We start from the raw sequence: 17,303 nt of genomic DNA on the forward strand, positions 1-17,303 counted from the left end.
AATGCGCTATATCCTCAGGACCAGCTATCGCCAGGATACGCGCCTGTTCAAGGAGGGACTGCCGCAATATGGCTGGTATCTCGCGATCCTGGCCGCAGCGCTCGCAGCGCCTGCCGTTCTCGGTATCCACCACGTCAGCCAGCTCACCTTCGTCCTGATCTTCGCGATCGCCGGCATCGGCTTCCAGATCATGCTCGGCTTCTGCGGCCTGATCTCGCTGGGGCAGGCGGGGTTCCTGGCGATCGGCGCCTATGCCTGCGTGTTCCTGGAGCGCCGGGGCGTGCCCTTCGTGCTGGCCTTGCCGGCGGCGGCGCTGATCTCGGCTGCCGCGGGTGCGGCGCTCGGCGTGCCGGTGCTCAGGCTGAAGGGCCTCTATCTCGCCATGGCGACCATGTCGCTCGGCTTCATCATCGAGGAGGGGGCTGCCCGCTGGACGACGGTGACCGGCGGCAATTCCGGGCTGTCGGTTCCGCCCATCTCGGTCTTCGGCCATCGCCTCGGCAGCGACGTTCCGCTCTATTTCCTCTGCCTCGGCCTCCTGCTGGCGTCGCTATGGATCGCCGCCAACCTGCTGCGCTCACCGACCGGCCGCGCCATGGTGGCGGTGCGCGACAGCCAGATCGCGGCGCAGTCGATGGGCGTAGAGGCGGCGCGCGTGAAGACCAAGGCCTTCGCGCTCAGCGCCTTCTTCACCGGCATCGCCGGCGCGCTGATGGCGCATAAGCTCAGCTTCATCAGCCCCGACCAGTTCACGCTCGCCATCTCGATCGACCTGCTGATCATGATCCTGATCGGCGGTGTCGGTTCGCTGCGCGGCGTGGTGTTCGGCGCCGTCTTCCTGGTGGCCATGCCGGAGCTCTTGGCCGAGCTCGAAAAGCTGCTTCCCGGCGGCAATATTCCGGCGCTCAGGCCGCTCGCCTTCGGCCTGCTGCTCATCCTGGTCATGCGGTTCGAGCCGCGCGGCATCAACGGGTTGGTCGAGAAGGCGGTGGACTACGTCAAGCTGGCGCCGCTCTATCGCAAGGGCATGTTCAGCCGGCAGCGCAGCTTCGCCAAGTCGGAGCGCTGGTAATGCTGCTGGAGGCGCGCAATCTCTCGGTGGCCTTCGGCGGTATCAAGGCGGTCGACGACGTCAGTTTCACGGTGCAGCCCGGCGAGATCTTCACCATTATCGGGCCGAACGGCGCCGGCAAGACCACCATCTTCAACCTGGTCAGCCGGATCTACGATCCGACCGGCGGCGACATCTTCTATGGCGGCGAGGCGATCACCCGCGTCGCGCCGCAGGCGGTCGCACGGCTCGGCATTGCCCGGACGTTCCAGAACATCGAGCTGTTCGACCATGCCTCGGTGATCGACAACATCCTGGTCGGCTGTCACGTGAAGGTCCGCAGCGGGCTTCTGTCGGAGCTGCTGTTCACGCCGGCCGTGCGGCGCCAGGAAATGGATTTCCGCCGCAAGGTCGAGGAGATCGTCGCGTTCCTCGAGCTCGAGCACCATCGCGACGCGCCGATCGCCTCGCTGTCCTACGGCATCCGCAAGGTGGTCGAGATCGGCCGGGCGCTGGCGCTCGGGCCGAAGCTCCTGCTGCTCGACGAGCCGTCGTCCGGGCTCAATCCGGAAGAGACCGAGGACATGGTGCATTGGATCCGCGACATCCGCGACGATCTCGGCGTCACGGTGATCATGGTCGAGCACGACATGACACTGGTCCGGCGTGTCTCCGACCGCGTTCTGGCGCTGGAATCGGGCCGCGTGCTGGCGCTGGGCGACGCCGACCAGGTGATTTCCGATCCGCGTGTCGTGCGCGCCTATCTCGGCGACTGAGGGAGACCGGCCATGACCTCCACCCTGTTGTCGCTGTCGAATGTCGAGACCTTCTACGGGCGCATCATGGCCGTTCGCGGGGTCAGCCTGGCGGTGCCGGAGGGCGCCATCGTGACGATCCTCGGATCGAACGGCGCGGGCAAGTCGACCATTCTCAAGACGATTTCCGGCATCATGGCGCCGCGCAAGGGCACGATCACCTTCCAGGACCAGCCGATTACCGGCCTTGAAGGCGCCGAGGTCGTCCGCCGCGGCATTTCCCACGTGCCCGAGGGCCGGGAGATCTTCCCGTTCATGACGGTCCACGAGAACATCCTGATGGGCGCCTATCTGCGCCGGGATCGCGACGCGGTGGAGCGCGAGATCGCCGCCTGGTTCGAGACCTTCCCGATCCTCGGCGAACGGGCGCGCCAGCCGGCGGGGCTCCTGTCCGGCGGCCAGCAGCAGATGCTCGCCATCGCCCGCGCCATGATGAGCAAGCCGTCGCTCCTGCTGATGGACGAACCCTCGCTCGGCCTGTCGCCGCTGCTGACCAAGCAGATCTTCGCCATCATCGGCGACATCAACCGGCGCTTCGGCACGACCATCCTGCTCGTCGAGCAGAACGCCCGGCAGGCGCTGGCGACCGCCCATTTCGCCTATGTGCTGGAGCTCGGCCGGATCGTGCTGGAGGGGCCGGCGGCCGAGCTCATGGAAAACGCCGACGTCAAGGAGTTCTACCTCGGGCTCGCCGACCAGGGCGTGCGCGGCGAGCGGCGCTGGAAGCGCAAGAAGATGTGGCATTGAGCGGAGCACCGGCACCGATGAACGCAGTTCCGCACGAGCCACCCCGCACGGCCTTCGACGATGCCTCATGGACCGAGGCGCCGTCCTTCCTGCGCAATTTCACCGACCTGTTCCTGGCCCGTGCGCAGGCCTCGGCGGATCGCCCGGCGCTCTACGAAAAGCGCCTGGGGCTGTGGCAGGAAACGACCTGGCGGGGCTATGCCGAGCGGGCCGCGCAGATCGGCCACGGTCTGCTGGCGCTCGGCCTGGGCAAGGGCGCGGTGGTCAGCGTACTGGCGCAGAACGCGGTCGACTGGGTCGCCGTCGACATGGGCACGCTCGGCATCGGCGGCATCTGCAGCGGCATCTATCCGACCGATTCACCTGCTCAGGTCGGCTACCTCTTGAAGGATTCCCGCACCCGGGTGGTGTTCGTCGAAGACGAGGAGCAGCTGGACAAGGTCCTGGCAGGGCGGACGGACTGCCCGGAGCTCACGGCGGTCGTGGTCTTCGACATGAAGGGCCTGTCGCATTTCAGCGATCCCATGGTCATGTCGTTCGAGGCCTTCCTGGCGCTCGGGCGCGACCACCAGATGGGCCATCCCGGCGCCTGGCACGATGCCGCGGCCAGGCAATCGCCCGACGATCCCGCCATCATCGTCTATACCTCGGGAACGACCGGGCCGGCGAAGGGCGCGCTGGTGACCCATCGCAGCCTTCTGTTCATCTGCTACAGCGTGCGCCAGTGCCTCGAGCGGCCAGAGGGCGCCACGCTCCTGTCCTTCCTGCCGCTCTGCCACATGGCCGAGCGCATCTGCGGCTCCTACCTGCAGATCATGTGCGGCAACGTGCTCTATTTCGCCGAGAGCATGGAGACGGTGCCCGAGAACCTGCGGGAGGTGCAGCCGCATTTCGTGCTGGCCGTGCCGCGGATCTGGGAGAAGCTGCATTCGCAGGTCGTGGTCGGGCTGAAGGAGGGCGTCGGCCTGCAGCGTTGGCTCTACGAGCAGCCGCGCGCCGCCGGCGAGCGGATCACGCTGGCCGCCGAGCAGGGCCGTCCCGGGGCGCTGCGCGACCGTCTGGTCTTCGCGGCTGGCGAATGGCTGGTCCTGCGCAACCTGAAGCGCATGATGGGGCTGTCCCGCGCAGGCAGCCTGCTGACCGGAGCGGCGCCGATCTCACCCGACCTGATCCGCTGGTATCGCAGCATGGGCTTCAGGATGCAGGAGGCTTACGGGCAAACCGAATCGACCTGTTTCCTGACCGTGACGCCGGCCGACGTCGCCCGTCCAGGCACCGTCGGCAAGGCGATCCCGGGCTGCGAGGTGAAGCTGTCGCCTGAAGGCGAGATCATCGCGCGCGGTCCCAACGTCTTCCGCGAATATCTGAACAAGCCGGACAAGACCGCCGAGGCGATCCAGGACGGCTGGCTGCGCACCGGCGATGTCGGCCGCTTCGACGATGATGGCCTGCTCAGGATCGTCGACCGGCTGAAGGACATCATCATCACCGCCGGCGGCAAGAACATCACCCCGTCGGAAATCGAAAGCCAGCTGAAGTTCAGCTCCTATATTTCCGATGCCATCGTCATCGGCGACCGCAAGCCCTACCTGACCTGCCTGGTCATGCTCGACCACGACAACGTCGCCAAGTTCGCCCAGGACAAGAGCATCCCGTTCTCGAACTTCGCGAGCCTGACGCGGGCGCCCGAAGTCGTCGCGCTGATCGAGGGCGAGGTCGCCCGGGTCAATGGCCAGTTCGCCCGCGTCGAGCAGGTCAAGCAGTTCCGCATCATCGATCGCGTCCTGACCCCCGAGGACGAGGAAATCACCCCGACCATGAAGCTCAAGCGCAAGTTCGTGCACGAGAAATTCGCGACCCTCATCGCTGAAATGTATCGCTGAGACGCGACGGCGACACCGAGGGCTCGCTCCCACGAGCGGCAATGGCCGCCGCCTTCGCTTCAGTCGACAGCGCCCACTTGACCACGAGGATGGCGCCGGGCCGGTGTCACAGGCGGTGCAGATGCAAACCGCCGTCGACATGGAAGACGTCGCCGGTGCTGAAGGGATGGGCGCCCGAGGCAAGCGAGGCGACGGTGCGTCCGACATCCTCCGCCTCGCCCCAGCGGGCGACGGGCGTCAGGCCGTCGGCGATCAGGGCGTCGTAACGGGAGGCGACCGGCGCGGTCATCGGCGTGCGGATCACGCCCGGGCGCACTTCGTGGCACATGATGCCGAGCTCGGCGAGCCTGAGCGCGAAGAGCTTGACCATCATCGATGCCCCGGCCTTGGACATGCAATAGGCGCCGCGCTCCGGCGAGGGCAGCGCCGCGCTTGCCGAGGTGATCGAGATGATCGAGCGCGGCGGGCCGGAGGGAGCCGGCTCGCTCGCCATCTGGCGGGCGACCGCCTGGGTCAGCAGGAAGGTACCGCGCAGGTTGACCCCGAGCACATGGTCGAATTCCGCGGCATCGCCCTGCAGGAGATCGCCACGGGTCCGCATGGGAATTCCGGCATTGTTGACGTGGCAGGCGAGCGGCCCGAGGGCAACGGCCATCCGGGCGCCGATCGTGGTGGGATCGGCGGCGATGTCGCCGGCGACCAAAGCGAATTTTCGGCCGCGCGTCGCGACGGCCTCGGCCGTCTCGGCGAGAGCGGCCTCGTCCAGGTCGTTCAGGACGAGATCGTGGCCGGCCTCGGCGAGGGCGACCGCGATGGCGCGCCCGATGCCGCGGGCGGCGCCGGTGACGCTGGCAATGGCCATGATTCAGCGTCCTTGCCAGACCGGCGGGCGCCGGTCGCGGAACGAGGCGATGCCTTCGCGGGCGTCGTCGGTGGCGGCAGCGATCGCCCCGCCGAGTGCCTCGAGCGCGCGCGACGGACCGTCATTGTCATGCGCGGCGAGCGCCAGCTTGGCGGCGGCGACCGCGACCGGCGCGCGCCCGGCGATCATCTCGGCAAGGCGCGTGGCCTCGGCCGCTGCGTCGGCTCCGTCGAACACCTCATTGACCAGCCCCCAGCTCTCCGCCCGGCCGGCATCGATCCGATCGCCGGAAAAGATCATCTGCTTGGCGCGCGGCAGGCCGATCGCGCGCGGCAGGCGGCCGGTGCCGCCCCAGCCGGGGAAGGTGCCGATGGAGACTTCCGGCATGGCGAACATGGCTTGCCGGCTGGCGAAACGCATGTCGCAGCAAAGCGCGAGCTCGAGCCCGCCACCGAAGCAGGCGCCCTCGATCACCGCGATGGTCGGCACGCGCAAGGCGGCGAGCCGTCCGAACACCGCATGGCCCGGAATGATCCAGCGCTGCCACATCTCCACCGCGCTCAGCCCCGACCAGGCATGGATATCGGCGCCGGCGCAGAAGGCCTTGCCCTCGGCACGCAGAATGACCGCACGGATGTCGGATGCCGCTTCGATCGCGGCGCAGGCGCCGGTCAGCCCGTCGAGCATCGCGAGCGTCAGGGCATTGAGCTTGGCCGGCCGGTTGAGCGTGATGGTGGCGATGGCGCCGCTGACCGAAAACAGCAGTTCGTCGTTCATGCCTGTGCTCCGAGATCGAGGCCCATCGGGGCCGGGTCGAACAGCCGCGGATCCATCGGCTTCAGGTCGCTCGCGACCTTCAGCGGGATCTCGGCCTGGTCGAGAATGTCGCGCTTGAGATCGATGCCCGCGGCGATCTCAATGATTTCAGGGCCTTCCGCGCCGAGGCGGAGCACGCAGCGTTCCGTGACGTAGAGCACCTGCGTGCCGACCGCCCGGCCGCGGCGGCCGGAGAAGGTGACGTGTTCGGCTTCCGGCACGAATTTCCTGAGCTTGCCTTCCTTGAGAATGGACAGGCCGCCATTGGCGATGGCGACGTCGAGCCCACCGGTGGTGAAGGTGCCGCTGAAGACCACGCGCTTGGCGTGCGCCGTGATATCGACGAAGCCGCCGGCGCCAGCGGTCAGGTAGGGCCTGGAACCGAGCCGCGAGACATTGACGTCGCCATCGGCCGAGACCTGCAGGAAGGACAGCATGGCGCAGTCGAAGCCGCCGCCCTGAAAGTAGGTGAATTGCTGGGGCGAGGCCAGGATGGCATCGGCATTGGCGGCGCAGCCGAAGGCGAAACCGGTGAGCGGCATGCCGCCGACCGCGCCCTGCTCGATGGCCCAGGTGACCTTGTCGGCCTGGCCTTCCGCGAGCAGCACGCGCGGCACCACGGCCGACACGCCGAAGCCGAGATTGACCGCCCAGCCCGATTTCAGCGCCATGGCGGCGCGGCGCGCGATCACCGTCTCGATGCCGAATTCGGGGATCTCGAAGGCGGAAACGGGAAGGCGGATCTCGCCGCTGATCGCCGGGTCGTAGTCGATGCCGGTGGTCTGGCGCTGGTCGGCCGCCACGACGACATGGTCGACGAGATGGCCGGGCACCACGACCTGGCGCGTCGGCAGCGAATTGCCGGCCACCACCCGCTTGACCTGGGCGATGACGATACCGCCGTGATTGCGCACGGCGATGGCCTGGTCCAGGGCGCCGAGCGGCGCGCCTTCATGTTCCATGCTGATATTGCCGCGCTCGTCGGCGGTGGTGCCCCTGATGATCGCGACGTCGGGCACGATATTGGGGAAGTGCAACCACTCCTCGCCGCCGAATTCGACGACCTTGACCACCGGCGGCCGGGCGCGGGCGGCCTCGTTCATGGCGCAGCCGTGGCGGCGCGGATCGACGAAGGTATCGAGCCCGACCTTGGTGAGCACGCCGGCGCGGCGCGCGGCGACATCGCGGTGCATGTCGAAGAGAATGCCGGATGGAACGTTCCAGGCGGCAATTTCATTGGCTCCGATCATCGACCAGATGCGCGGCGAGGGCAGCGATGACGGGCCTGACGGATAAGAGCCGGCGAGCACGGCGCTGATCAGCCCGGGCTGTGCCAGATGATCGATGCCGGCAATGCCATACATGTCGCCGGCGGCGATCGGATGCAGGGTGGTGAGGTTGCGCGGATGGCCTTCCGCCGCGAAACGCTCGCCGATGGCCTGGAGCACGGCATCGGGGCAGTTCAGGCCGGAGGAGGAGGACACCGTGACGACGGCGCCGTCCGGGACCAGGCGCGCGGCGGCCTGCGCTGAAATGACCGACTTAGACATGGCGAGGTCCATTGGCTGAAGGCGCGCCGGTCGTATGGCGGACGACCAGGCGGGCGGGTTGAAGGGCGGCCCGGGCCGGGGCGTCCGGCAGCCTGAGGCGGTCGAGGATCAGTTCGGCGGCCTTGCGCCCGAGACCACGCGCCTCGCTGGCGACGGTGGTCAGGGCGGGCGTGCGCAAGGCGGCTTCCATGATGTCGTCGAAACCGGTGATCGAGAGGTCGCGGCCGGGCGTCAGGCCGTGCTGGGCCAGCGCGAGCGCCGCGCCGATCGCCACGATGTCGTTGAAGCAGACGAGCGCGGTCGGTCGCGGCACGAGCGTCAGGAGCGTCTCGGTCGCGGCGAGGCCGCCGGCCAGTGTCGGCGGGCAGGCGATCGTGGCGGGGCGGGCAAGCCCGGCCGCCGCCATGGCCTGGATAAGACCGGCCGAGCGCTCGCGCTGGACCGAGGTTTCGCCGGTATGGCCGGCAAAGGCGATGTGGCGGTGGCCGAGCGCGATGAGATGATCGCCAATGGCCCGCATGCCCGGCTCGTTCTCGACGCCGGCATAGTCGGAGGTCAGGTCGTCGACCCGTCGCAACATCTGCACCAAGGGCAGGCCGGCGGGGATCTGCGCCCGGAGATCGGCGGCCGCGCTGCCGGCGGCGGCGCACAGGATCAGCCCGTCGAGGCGGTGCTCGCGCATGCGCGCCAGGATGCGCGACTGGCGGTCGCGATCGTCCTGGGAGTCGGCGATCAGCACCAGGGCGCCATCCGCCTCCAGGCCCTCGGAGACGCCGGCGGCCAATTCCGAATAGAAGGGGTTGGCGAGATCGAAGACGATCAGGCCGATCGTGCCGGAGCGGGCACCGCGCATGGCGGCCGCTGCCCGGTCATAGACATAACCCAGCTGCGACGCGGCCTGATGGACCCGCTCGCGGGCCTCGACCGAGACCGGCGCGCCGCGCAATGCCAGCGAAGCCGTCGATTTCGACACGCCGGCCTGCTCGGCGACCTCGATCAGCGTCGGCCGCGTGGTCGTCACAGAACGGCCCCCAGGAACTGCTGGAGCTCGGGCGTGCGCGGCTGGCCGAAGAAGGCTTCGGGCGCGCCCTCCTCGTGGATGCGGCCCTGGTGGAAGTAGACCACCCGGCTCGCAGCGCGGCGCGCGAAGGCCATTTCATGGGTGACCAGCAACATGGTCATGCCCGAGCGCGACAGGCCTTCCATGACCTTCAGCACCTCGCCCGTCAGTTCCGGATCGAGCGCCGAGGTCACCTCGTCGAACAGCATCACCTTGGGCCGCATGGCCAGGCTGCGGGCGATCGCCACGCGCTGCTGCTGGCCACCGGAGAGCTGCTCGGGGAAGGCGTCGTATTTCTCGGCGAGCCCGACCTCGGCCAGCACCGCCTTGGCGGTGTCGCGGGCTTCCGCCGGGCTCAGCTTCTTCACCAGGCGCGGGGCGAGCTCGATATTCTTGCCGACGGTCAGGTGCGGAAACAGATTGTAGGACTGGAACACCATGCCGACATCCTGGCGCAGCGCCCGGAGCGAGGGCTCGTCGCCGGCGAGCTGGTGGCCGGCAATGGTCACCTTGCCGGAGTCGGGCGTTTCCAGGCCGTTCAGGCAGCGCAGGAAGGTGCTCTTGCCCGAACCGCTGCGACCGATCACCGCGATCAGCTCGCCCTCGGCGACCGACAGCGAGACGCCGTCGAGCACGGTCAGCGAACCGAAGGACTTGCGGACGTCCTCAGCCACGACGACTGACATGGAGCCTCCTCTCGAGCCGCTGGCTCATCACGCTGAGCGGCCAACACATGGCGAAATAGAGCAGGGCGACCGAGCCGAAGACCCAGAAGGGCTGGAAGGTCACGTTGTTCATGAGGGTGCCGGCGCGGGCGAGCTCGACGAAGCCGATGATCGAGGCGACCGAGGTGTTCTTGACGATCTGGACCATGAAGCCGACGGTCGGCGCCACCGCCAGCCGGACCGCCTGCGGCAGCACGACATAGACCATGCGCTGCATCGGCGAGAGCGCCAGCGACGAGGCGGCCTCCCATTGCTGGCGCGGCACGGCCTCGATACAGCCGCGCCAGATCTCGCCGAGGAAGGCGCTGGCATAGACGGTCATGCCCAGCGCGGCGGCGACCAGCGGCGGAAAGCGCCAGCCGAAGGCCGGCAGTCCGTAAAAGACCAGGAACAGGACGATCAGCACGGGGGTGCCCTGCACCATGCCGATCCAGCCGGCTGCAAGGCCGCGGATCACCGCATTGCGCGAGACCCGCATCAGCGCGACCACGAGGCCGACCATGCCGCCGCCGAGGAAGGCGAGGCAGGACAACAGGATGGTCCAGCGTGCCGCCTCGACCAGAAAGGTGAATTCGGCGGGCCCGAAAGCGCGGATCATCGGCGCACCACCACCGCGCGGCGGCGCGCGAACAGGAGTTTGCCGACCAGGTTGAAACTCAGCCGGAACAGCACGGTGAGGCCGAGATAGAGACCGGCGAGCACGATGTAGATCTCCATCGAGCGATAGGTGCGGCTATCGATCAGCGCGCCGGCGGAGGTCAGCTCCTCGACCGAGATCTGCGACAGGATCGAGGAGGCGAGCATGGTCAGCACGAACTGGCTGGAGAGCGCCGGCCAGACCCGTTCGAGCGCCGGCAGCAGCACCACATGGACCAGGATGTCGCGGCGCGTCAGGCCGAGCGAGGCGCCGGCCTCGATCTGCGACTTGTGCGTCGCTTCGATGCCGGCGCGAATGATCTCGGCGGAATAGGCACCGAGATTGACGGTGAGCGCGATCAGCCCGGCCGTCACCGCGGATATGCGCAGCCCGATTCCCGGCAGGCCGAAAAAGACCAGGAAGAGCTGGACCAGGAAGGGCGTATTGCGGATGGCTTCGACATAGGCTCCGGCCAGGATCGACAGGACCCGGCTGCGGCTGGTGCGCGCGATGGCGCAGAGCGTGCCGATGACGACGCCGAGCAGGATGGCGACGGCGGAGATCCAGACCGTCTGGACGAGGCCGTTGAGGAGCGCGTCCGCTTGCGCCCAAACGTCGGAAAAGACGAGGACCGGGAACATGACGATGCCGTTCTGAGCGATGAAAAGGCGGTCGAGCCGGCGCGGCCGAGGCGGCCGCGCCGGCTTTGCGGGATCAGAAGACCGGCAGTTCCGGCAGCGGCGCGTTCAGCCACTTCTTCGAGATCTCGTCGAGTTCGCCGGAATTCTTCATCCACCAGATGGTGTTGTTCAGCCACTGGTGCAGCTCGAACTGGTCCTTGCGCACCGCCATCGAATTGGGCTGCAGCGCGAAGACGAATTTGAGCTCGGCATTGGCGCCGCGGTTCTGGCCGAGGATCTGGGTGATGGTGGTGTCGGGCATGGCCGCGGCATCGACCTGGCGGCTGAACACGGCCTGGGCGCAGGTGGCATCGTCGTCGAAGCGCACGATATTGGTGCCGGCCATGGCCATGCGGGTGAGGGTGGTGTCCTGCGGGCTGCCGCGCGGCACCGCGACACGCTTGCCGGCGAGGTCGGCGAGCGAGGTGGCGGCGAGGTCCTTGGCCGCCATGATCGACGTGCGGAACGTGCTGTAGGGCATCGGGAACATGATGGTCTTGGCGCGCTCGGGTGTCGGTCCGAGGGTGGCGATCAAGAGGTCGACGCGCTTCGACTGGAGCGCGGGGATGCGCGCCGGCGGCGCAAGAGCCGTGATCTCGGCCTTCACGCCCATATATTTGGCGATGAGATTGGCGACGTCGACATCGTAGCCGACCGGCTCGCCGCGCTCGTTGACGCTGCCGAAGGGCGGTACGCCGGAAACGACGCCGATCGCGATGCTGCCGCGCTTGGTGAATTCTTCCGGGGTCGAGGCCTCGGCGGCCTCGGAGCTGGCCATGACGGCGGCTGTCGCGACCGAGCCGATGGCGAGAGCGCCGAATGCGAGGCGGCGTGACGGATTGTGGTCGTCCATGAAGACTCTCCTCGTCTGCGTTTCCAACGACTGGGCTTCTGGAACGTTCCAGTCTTGATTTAGATCGTTCCATATGACGAAATTTGAGTCAAGCGCCGCGCCTGTTCGGAGCGGCCGGAACCGCGCGGGGCGTTGCTCAGGCACCTGGCCGGCGTCCGAAGCGGCCGGCCTGGCGACGGTTCGGCGCAATAAAAAAAGGGACGGCCGAAGCCGTCCCTTTTTTCATATGATCCGAACCGGGCCGGAGCGTCGCGAAGCGCTCCTGAGTCCCTGCCTTGGTTCTTGCTTCAGTCCTTGGCGCGCTCGTAATAGGCGCCGTCCTCGGTGTTGACGACGATGCGCGTGCCGGCGCCGATATGCGGCGGCACCAGGGTGCGCACGCCATTCGACAGGATGGCCGGCTTGTAGGACGAGGACGCGGTCTGGCCCTTGGTCACCGGCTCGGTCTCGACCACTTCCAGCGTGATGCGCTGGGGCAGTTCGATGCCGACCGGATTGCCCTCATAGACGGAGAGCTTCACTTCCATGTTTTCCTGAAGATAAGGCTTCATATCGCCCAGGATGTCGTCGGGAACCCCGATCTGCTCGAAGGTTTCCTTGTTCATGAAGTGATTGCCGTCGCCATCCGAGTAGAGATAGGTGTAGGGCCGGTCCTCGACGAAGGCGCGCTCGACCATCTCGGTGGTGCGCCAGCGCTCCGACACCTTCACGCCATCGGACAGACGGCGCATGTCGACCTGGGTCACCGGAGTGCCCTTGCCGGGATGGATGTTCTGGGCGGTGACGATCAGATAGAGCCTGCCGTCGACTTCAAGGATGTTGCCCTTGCGGACGGAAGAGGCGATGACCTTCGGCACGGATGTCGTCCTTGGATTGGCGGGTGCAGCTTGGATGGGGCGGTCGCCCCTCGCAATCGGTTCCGCCGTCGCATAGACGAAGTTTCCGAAAAGCGCCACCCCGAAGCGGTCAAGACGCCAATGACATCCTCTCCCTGGTGGGCCAAGGACCGCCATGCCGACCGCCGTCCGTTCCTGGTGGCGCGCGGCAGGATCAAGCAGCGCTTGCGCCGGTGGTTCGAAGCCGAGGGCTTTACCGAGGTCGAGGCCGGCCTGCTGCAGGTGTCGCCGGGCAACGAGGCGCATCTGCACGCCTTCGCGACCGAAGCGGTTGCCATCGACGGCCGCCGCGCGCCGCTCTACCTGCACACCTCGCCGGAATTCGCCGCCAAGAAGCTGATCGCCGCCGGCGAGACCCGGATCGTCGATTTCGCCCGGGTGTTCCGCAATCGCGAGCGCGGCCCGCTGCACCATCCCGAATTCACCATGGTCGAGTGGTATCGGGTCGGCGCTCCCTATGAACAACTGATGGCCGATTGCGCCGCCATCCTGGCGCTGGCCTGCGAGGCCGCCGGCCGGACGCAACTGACCTGGCGCGAGGCGGTGGCCGATCCCTTCGCCGAACCCGAACGGGTGACGCTGGCCGAGGCTTTCGACCGCCATGCCGGCATCGATCTCCTGGCGACCATCGCGGCGTCGGGCGAAGCCGATCGCGACGATCTCGCCGGCCGGACACGCGCGGCCGGCATCCGCGTCTCCGACGACGACACTTGGGCCGACATCTTCTCCAAGGTGCTGGTCGAGCGGATCGAGCCGAAGCTCGGTTTCGGCCGGCCGACCATCCTGTGTGAATATCCGGTGAGCGAGGCGGCTCTCGCACGCCCCAAACCCGCCGATCCGCGGGTCGCCGAGCGGTTCGAGCTCTATGCCTGCGGCGTCGAGCTCGCCAATGGCTTCGGCGAATTGACCGATCCGGTCGAGCAGCGCCGTCGCTTCGAGATCGAAATGACCGAGAAGGCGCGCGTCTATGGCGAGCGCTATCCGATCGACGACGATCTGCTGGCGGCGCTTGCCGTCATGCCGCCGACCAGCGGCATCGCGCTCGGTTTCGAGCGGCTGGTGATGCTGGCGGCCGGCGCCCGGTCGATCGACGAGGTCGTCTGGACACCGGTGCCGGACAGCTTCAGTCGATGAGCGGAATGTGCGGCGCGGCGGAGCGCGGCAGGAGGCCGGTCAGTCGCGGATCGTCGAAAATGTCGATGCCGAAGGCATAGGGCACGAAGCCGCAAGCGGTATAGAATTTCATGGCGCCGGGATGGTCGTGCGTGCAGGTGTGCAGCCAGACCTTGGCGATGCCGGGGCGCCAGGCGCTCTGAAGCGTCTTGGCCATGACGAGACGTCCGAGGCCCTGGCCGACGGCTTCCGCGACCAGGCCGAAATAGACGATCTCGACTTCGCCGTCGGATCTCAGATCGAGCTCGACCATGCCGATCTCGGCGCCGTCGCGCTCGACCGCATAGACCTCGACCCGCGGGTTGCCGATGATCGCGGCGAGCGCCGCATCGGACAGCACCAGGCGCGATGTCCAGAGCCAGTCGTCGCCGACGCGGCGGAACAGGGTGCGATAGCCGGCAAGCTCGGGCGCGGCGATCCGGCGCAGCCTCGGCTCGTCGGGCAAGGCGGCCTGCGGCGGCGGCGCGGTCATGCCGAGCCAGGTGACAGCGGCGGTCAGCTTGCCCTTCGGCACGAGATGGGTGCCGGTGAGGCTGGTGGGCGTCGAAACATCGGTCATGCCTGGGATCCGTGGTCGGCCGGGGTGAAGCCCAGCGCTTCGAGCGCCGCGCCCGCCTCGGCGATCGCGCTGCGAAAGGTCTCGATCGCCGCCGCCTTGCGCGGTTCGACCGCGACGGCGAAATCGTAGTGTTCCTCGGCGAAGGCAATGAAGCCGAGGCCGTTGGCCTCCGCCACCTGGCGGATCGCCATGCCCCAGTCGGCCCGCCCCTGGGCGACGCTGGCTGCGACCGCATTGTGCGACCGGGGCTGGTTCCAATAGCCCGGAGGCTTGCGGCCGGCGAGCAACTGGTCGAGCAGGATGCGCGTGCCGGCCCCCTGGTTGCGGTTGACCATCAGGCAGGCGGGATCTGCCAGGGCCCGTTCCACCGCTTCCCGGGCTTCGGTGATCCCGGCGAAGCGCGGATCTCCCAAGGCATGGACAATGCCCTGCATGCGCCGCCAGCCGGCAATCAAGGTCATGGCGTGGTCGAGGAAGGGCCGGTTGTAGATGCCACTCTTCGGATCGAACAGGTGGATCGGTGCGAGATCGCATTCGCCGCGCCGGAGCGCCGAAAGTCCGCCGAGACTGCCGAGCGCCAGCGAGCGGGCGCTCAGGCCGTGATCGACGAGGCGGCCGATCACCGCGTCGAGACCGACGCAATGGCTGCCCATGATGACGAGGTCGGGCACATGGACATGCGGCGTGAACAGGGTCACCGGCGTCACGGTGTCGGCCGGCATGGCTTCCGCCAGCGCCGCGATGGTGACGAAGCCGTCGGCCTGGGAGAAAGCGGTGACCGAGCCGGAGCCCTTGCCGATCGGATAGGCGACGGGGCCCTCGGCGCTCGCCGACAGCGCGACCATGACGAATTCCGTGCGGCCGAGATCGGACGGCACGCGCACCGGCACGCGCGCGGTGAGCTCGACATCCTGGCGCGCCGGCTGACCCGCCAGCACCCGCAGCACCGGCACGACGATGTCGTGAAAGGTGAACATGGCCGAGGTCGGAAAGCCCGGCAGGATCACCACCGCCTTGCCGTCGCAGACGGCAAGGCACAGGGGCTTGCCGGGCTTCAGCGCGACGCCATGGGCGACGATGCCGGGCGATCCGAGCGAGCCGACGATGCGATAGGTGAGGTCGCCGGCGCCTTTCGAAGTGCCGCCCGACAGGATCACCGCGTCACAGCTGGCATGGGCCTCGCGCATCGCGGCTTCGAGCCTTGCGGCGTCGTCGGCTATGGCGCCGAAGCGTACCGGTTCGCAGCCATTCTCCTCGAGCGCGGCGGCGACGATGGCGCCGTTGGAATCATAGATCGCGGCGGGGCGCAGCGGCTCGCCGGGGGCCACGAGTTCGTCGCCGGTCGAGATCACCGCGACGCGCGGCTTCCGCCAGACCTCGGCCTCGGCAAGGCCGACGGCGGCCAGCATGCCGATCTCGCGCGCACCGACCGTGGTGCCCCGGCGCAGCAAGGTCTCGCCGCGGGCGATATCGGATCCGGCAAAGGCGATGTTCTGGCCGGGCGCCGGGGCGCGCCTGACCATGAGCCGGCCGTCGGCCGCGATATCGGTATGCTCGATCATCACCACGGCATCGGCGCCGCGCGGGATCGGGCCGCCGGTTGCGATCGGCGTGGCGGTCGCCGAGAGAACCGCGAGCCTGGGCGCGAAACCGCAGGCGATGGTCTCGCCGTTGAGCGTGAGAAGAGCGGGGGCCGCCTCCGAGGCGGTGGCGACGTCACCGGCCTGCACCACGAAGCCGTCGACCACCGAGCGGTCGAAAGGCGGCGTATCGACCGGGGCTGCGATATCGGCGGCGAGCACGCGGCCGACGAGCCGATCGAGCGGCACGGATTCCGATCCGAGCGGCCGCGGCGCCAGCGCCGCGCCGAACCGGCTGACCGCCTCCGCGCGCGTCAGCACGGTGAGGAACTGATCCTGGTCGAGGCTTGAACGTTCGGTCATGCGTCTGGTCCAGGTATCAGCGGGGTGTCGATGGGAATGGCGGCAAGCGGCGTACCGGGGCCTGCCCCCTCGCTCTCCGGCGGGATCAGCGCGACCGCCTCGGCCCTGAGCAGGGCCTGCAGCGTCACCTGGCCGACCGAGAGAGGTTCATAGCCGCCAGCGACGACCCGCAGCAATGCGACATCTGTGCAGCCGATCGCCGAGCTGATCTTGGCCGTGAGTGGCAGCGTGCGGGCGTTGATCGCGCGGGCGGTCAGGCGTGCGACGACCGGCAGGACGAGGGCGTAGAAGGCCGCGAGCGCGCCGTCGAAGCGCCCGGGCAAGAGGATGACGGGGGAGCCGTCCGCCCGCACGGCTGTGCCGGCGGCTTCGCCGGGGCGCAAGGCGAGGCCGCGAACGGCCGATGACGCCGCCGGGCCGGCGGCGGGGACATCGCCTTCGCCGAGGCAAAGGATGAGATCAGCGTCGGCCGGCTGAACCTCGACGAGGCCCAGCGCGCCGAGGCGGGCGGCAAGCCAGCGGCGGGTGGCCGGATCGCCGGACGAGACGATGGCGAAATGCCCGCTCAGCACGGCGATTTCGGCAATGCCGGCCATGGCGAGGGCGAGCCGGATCTCCGGCGTGACGGTGGCGCCGCGTTCGAGGATCAGGGCTTCCCAGGCGAGGTCGGAGCCGGCCAGGGCGACCTGCTCGCCGGGATAGGCGGCCTGGCCGATTTCGATGAAGGGGCCGGACATGGTCGCGGCGGCGGCCGGGATCACCGCGTCGGTTGCCGGCGGCAGGGCCTCGCCGCTCCGGATGGGCGGCGGCGCCTCGGCCAGGACCACCGGGGCATAGGGTGACGCTCCCACCAGGTCTGCCGCCGCCACCGCGATGCCGTCGCGCATGGCGATCGCATCTGACGGCACCGGGCCGGGAGCCCGCACAGGCTCGGCCGCGACACGCCCGAGCGTTTCGGCCATTGCGATCCTGGTGGCGCCAACCGGCCTCAGATCCGCGAGCAGCGGGGCCAGCGCATCGGCAACCGAAACAAGGCGAGGCGGCTCGGTCATC

17 protein-coding genes are annotated in these 17,303 nt (G+C 68.4%); 5 read left to right on the top strand and 12 right to left on the bottom strand.

What is annotated here, in order from left to right:
- The first annotated feature begins 1 nt into the window (after position 1).
- Genes AC07WJ_RS05110 through AC07WJ_RS05125 form a run of 4 tightly spaced genes read left to right on the top strand, consistent with a single transcriptional unit; the run spans position 2 to position 4,496 of the window.
- Complete coding sequence (locus tag AC07WJ_RS05110; protein ID WP_494933424.1) at positions 2-1,072, top strand: branched-chain amino acid ABC transporter permease; 1,071 nt, start codon at positions 2-4, stop codon at positions 1,070-1,072.
- Positions 1,072-1,827 carry an ABC transporter ATP-binding protein gene (locus tag AC07WJ_RS05115; RefSeq protein WP_494933425.1) on the top strand — a complete coding sequence of 252 codons (756 nt, stop codon included), beginning with the start codon at positions 1,072-1,074 and terminating at the stop codon, positions 1,825-1,827. Before AC07WJ_RS05110 ends, AC07WJ_RS05115 begins: the two co-directional genes overlap by 1 nt.
- A 12-nt stretch (positions 1,828-1,839) precedes the next feature.
- Positions 1,840-2,613, top strand: coding sequence for an ABC transporter ATP-binding protein (locus tag AC07WJ_RS05120; RefSeq protein ID WP_494933426.1), 774 nt, complete (start codon positions 1,840-1,842; stop codon positions 2,611-2,613).
- Between the two features lie 17 nt (positions 2,614-2,630).
- Positions 2,631-4,496, top strand: coding sequence for an AMP-dependent synthetase/ligase (locus AC07WJ_RS05125; RefSeq protein ID WP_494933427.1), 1,866 nt, complete (start codon positions 2,631-2,633; stop codon positions 4,494-4,496).
- Between the two features lie 106 nt (positions 4,497-4,602).
- On the opposite strand, the gene AC07WJ_RS05130 is transcribed toward AC07WJ_RS05125, so the two are convergent.
- The 9 genes from AC07WJ_RS05130 to efp form a co-directional block, all read right to left on the bottom strand.
- Positions 4,603-5,358 carry a 3-ketoacyl-ACP reductase gene (locus tag AC07WJ_RS05130; RefSeq protein WP_494933428.1) on the bottom strand — a complete coding sequence of 252 codons (756 nt, stop codon included), beginning with the start codon at positions 5,356-5,358 and terminating at the stop codon, positions 4,603-4,605.
- A 3-nt stretch (positions 5,359-5,361) separates the two neighbouring features.
- Positions 5,362-6,135: an enoyl-CoA hydratase/isomerase family protein gene (locus AC07WJ_RS05135; RefSeq protein WP_494933429.1), complete on the bottom strand. Its 774-nt coding sequence runs from the start codon at positions 6,133-6,135 to the stop codon at positions 5,362-5,364.
- Positions 6,132-7,724: an acyl CoA:acetate/3-ketoacid CoA transferase gene (locus AC07WJ_RS05140; RefSeq protein ID WP_494933430.1), complete on the bottom strand. Its 1,593-nt coding sequence runs from the start codon at positions 7,722-7,724 to the stop codon at positions 6,132-6,134. Before AC07WJ_RS05140 ends, AC07WJ_RS05135 begins: the two co-directional genes overlap by 4 nt.
- Positions 7,717-8,745, bottom strand: coding sequence for a LacI family DNA-binding transcriptional regulator (locus AC07WJ_RS05145; protein ID WP_494933431.1), 1,029 nt, complete (start codon positions 8,743-8,745; stop codon positions 7,717-7,719). Before AC07WJ_RS05145 ends, AC07WJ_RS05140 begins: the two co-directional genes overlap by 8 nt.
- Positions 8,742-9,470, bottom strand: coding sequence for an amino acid ABC transporter ATP-binding protein (locus AC07WJ_RS05150; protein WP_494933432.1), 729 nt, complete (start codon positions 9,468-9,470; stop codon positions 8,742-8,744). Before AC07WJ_RS05150 ends, AC07WJ_RS05145 begins: the two co-directional genes overlap by 4 nt.
- Complete coding sequence (locus AC07WJ_RS05155; RefSeq protein ID WP_494933433.1) at positions 9,451-10,107, bottom strand: amino acid ABC transporter permease; 657 nt, start codon at positions 10,105-10,107, stop codon at positions 9,451-9,453. The genes AC07WJ_RS05150 and AC07WJ_RS05155 overlap by 20 nt, the downstream gene beginning before the upstream one ends.
- Positions 10,104-10,787 (bottom strand): amino acid ABC transporter permease, encoded by a 684-nt coding sequence (locus tag AC07WJ_RS05160; RefSeq protein ID WP_494933434.1) that lies wholly within the window; start codon positions 10,785-10,787, stop codon positions 10,104-10,106. The genes AC07WJ_RS05155 and AC07WJ_RS05160 overlap by 4 nt, the downstream gene beginning before the upstream one ends.
- Positions 10,788-10,860: 73 nt before the next feature.
- Positions 10,861-11,679, bottom strand: a complete 819-nt coding sequence (locus AC07WJ_RS05165) for a transporter substrate-binding domain-containing protein (protein ID WP_494933435.1) — start codon at positions 11,677-11,679, stop codon at positions 10,861-10,863.
- Positions 11,680-11,966: 287 nt separating this feature from the next.
- Positions 11,967-12,536 (bottom strand): elongation factor P, encoded by a 570-nt coding sequence (efp, locus tag AC07WJ_RS05170; protein ID WP_494933436.1) that lies wholly within the window; start codon positions 12,534-12,536, stop codon positions 11,967-11,969.
- 120 nt (positions 12,537-12,656) lie between these two features.
- On the opposite strand from efp, the gene epmA reads away from it, so the two are divergent.
- Positions 12,657-13,709, top strand: coding sequence for an EF-P lysine aminoacylase EpmA (gene epmA / locus AC07WJ_RS05175; RefSeq protein WP_494933437.1), 1,053 nt, complete (start codon positions 12,657-12,659; stop codon positions 13,707-13,709).
- On the opposite strand, the gene AC07WJ_RS05180 is transcribed toward epmA, so the two are convergent.
- Genes AC07WJ_RS05180 through AC07WJ_RS05190 form a run of 3 tightly spaced genes read right to left on the bottom strand, consistent with a single transcriptional unit; the run spans position 13,699 to position 17,302 of the window.
- The gene (locus AC07WJ_RS05180) at positions 13,699-14,307 is read right to left on the bottom strand and encodes a GNAT family N-acetyltransferase (RefSeq protein WP_494933438.1); all 609 of its coding nucleotides are present in this window, start codon (positions 14,305-14,307) and stop codon (positions 13,699-13,701) included. The genes epmA and AC07WJ_RS05180 overlap by 11 nt on opposite strands.
- A complete protein-coding gene (locus tag AC07WJ_RS05185; RefSeq protein ID WP_494933439.1) occupies positions 14,304-16,250 on the bottom strand; it encodes a molybdopterin biosynthesis protein in 1,947 nt (648 codons plus the stop codon). Before AC07WJ_RS05185 ends, AC07WJ_RS05180 begins: the two co-directional genes overlap by 4 nt.
- On the bottom strand, positions 16,247-17,302 hold the full coding sequence (locus AC07WJ_RS05190; protein WP_494933440.1) for a MoeA family protein: 1,056 nt from the start codon (positions 17,300-17,302) through the stop codon (positions 16,247-16,249). Before AC07WJ_RS05190 ends, AC07WJ_RS05185 begins: the two co-directional genes overlap by 4 nt.
- Between the last annotated feature and the right edge of the window lies 1 nt (position 17,303).

The organism is Phreatobacter sp. GW821-FHT04C01 (genome assembly GCF_059420385.1).

Bases quoted from the DNA above. Each gene is read 5' to 3' on its own strand.
- AC07WJ_RS05110 (WP_494933424.1), top strand. From the start codon at position 2: ATGCGCTATATCCTCAGGACCAGCTATCGCCAGGATACGCGCCTGTTC.
- AC07WJ_RS05115 (WP_494933425.1), top strand. From the start codon at position 1,072: ATGCTGCTGGAGGCGCGCAATCTCTCGGTGGCCTTCGGCGGTATCAAG.
- AC07WJ_RS05120 (WP_494933426.1), top strand. From the start codon at position 1,840: ATGACCTCCACCCTGTTGTCGCTGTCGAATGTCGAGACCTTCTACGGG.
- AC07WJ_RS05125 (WP_494933427.1), top strand. From the start codon at position 2,631: ATGAACGCAGTTCCGCACGAGCCACCCCGCACGGCCTTCGACGATGCC.
- AC07WJ_RS05130 (WP_494933428.1), bottom strand. From the start codon at position 5,358: ATGGCCATTGCCAGCGTCACCGGCGCCGCCCGCGGCATCGGGCGCGCC.
- AC07WJ_RS05135 (WP_494933429.1), bottom strand. From the start codon at position 6,135: ATGAACGACGAACTGCTGTTTTCGGTCAGCGGCGCCATCGCCACCATC.
- AC07WJ_RS05140 (WP_494933430.1), bottom strand. From the start codon at position 7,724: ATGTCTAAGTCGGTCATTTCAGCGCAGGCCGCCGCGCGCCTGGTCCCG.
- AC07WJ_RS05150 (WP_494933432.1), bottom strand. From the start codon at position 9,470: ATGTCAGTCGTCGTGGCTGAGGACGTCCGCAAGTCCTTCGGTTCGCTG.
- AC07WJ_RS05155 (WP_494933433.1), bottom strand. From the start codon at position 10,107: ATGATCCGCGCTTTCGGGCCCGCCGAATTCACCTTTCTGGTCGAGGCG.
- AC07WJ_RS05160 (WP_494933434.1), bottom strand. From the start codon at position 10,787: ATGTTCCCGGTCCTCGTCTTTTCCGACGTTTGGGCGCAAGCGGACGCG.
- AC07WJ_RS05165 (WP_494933435.1), bottom strand. From the start codon at position 11,679: ATGGACGACCACAATCCGTCACGCCGCCTCGCATTCGGCGCTCTCGCC.
- epmA (WP_494933437.1), top strand. From the start codon at position 12,657: ATGACATCCTCTCCCTGGTGGGCCAAGGACCGCCATGCCGACCGCCGT.
- AC07WJ_RS05180 (WP_494933438.1), bottom strand. From the start codon at position 14,307: ATGACCGATGTTTCGACGCCCACCAGCCTCACCGGCACCCATCTCGTG.
- AC07WJ_RS05185 (WP_494933439.1), bottom strand. From the start codon at position 16,250: ATGACCGAACGTTCAAGCCTCGACCAGGATCAGTTCCTCACCGTGCTG.
- AC07WJ_RS05190 (WP_494933440.1), bottom strand. From the start codon at position 17,302: ATGACCGAGCCGCCTCGCCTTGTTTCGGTTGCCGATGCGCTGGCCCCG.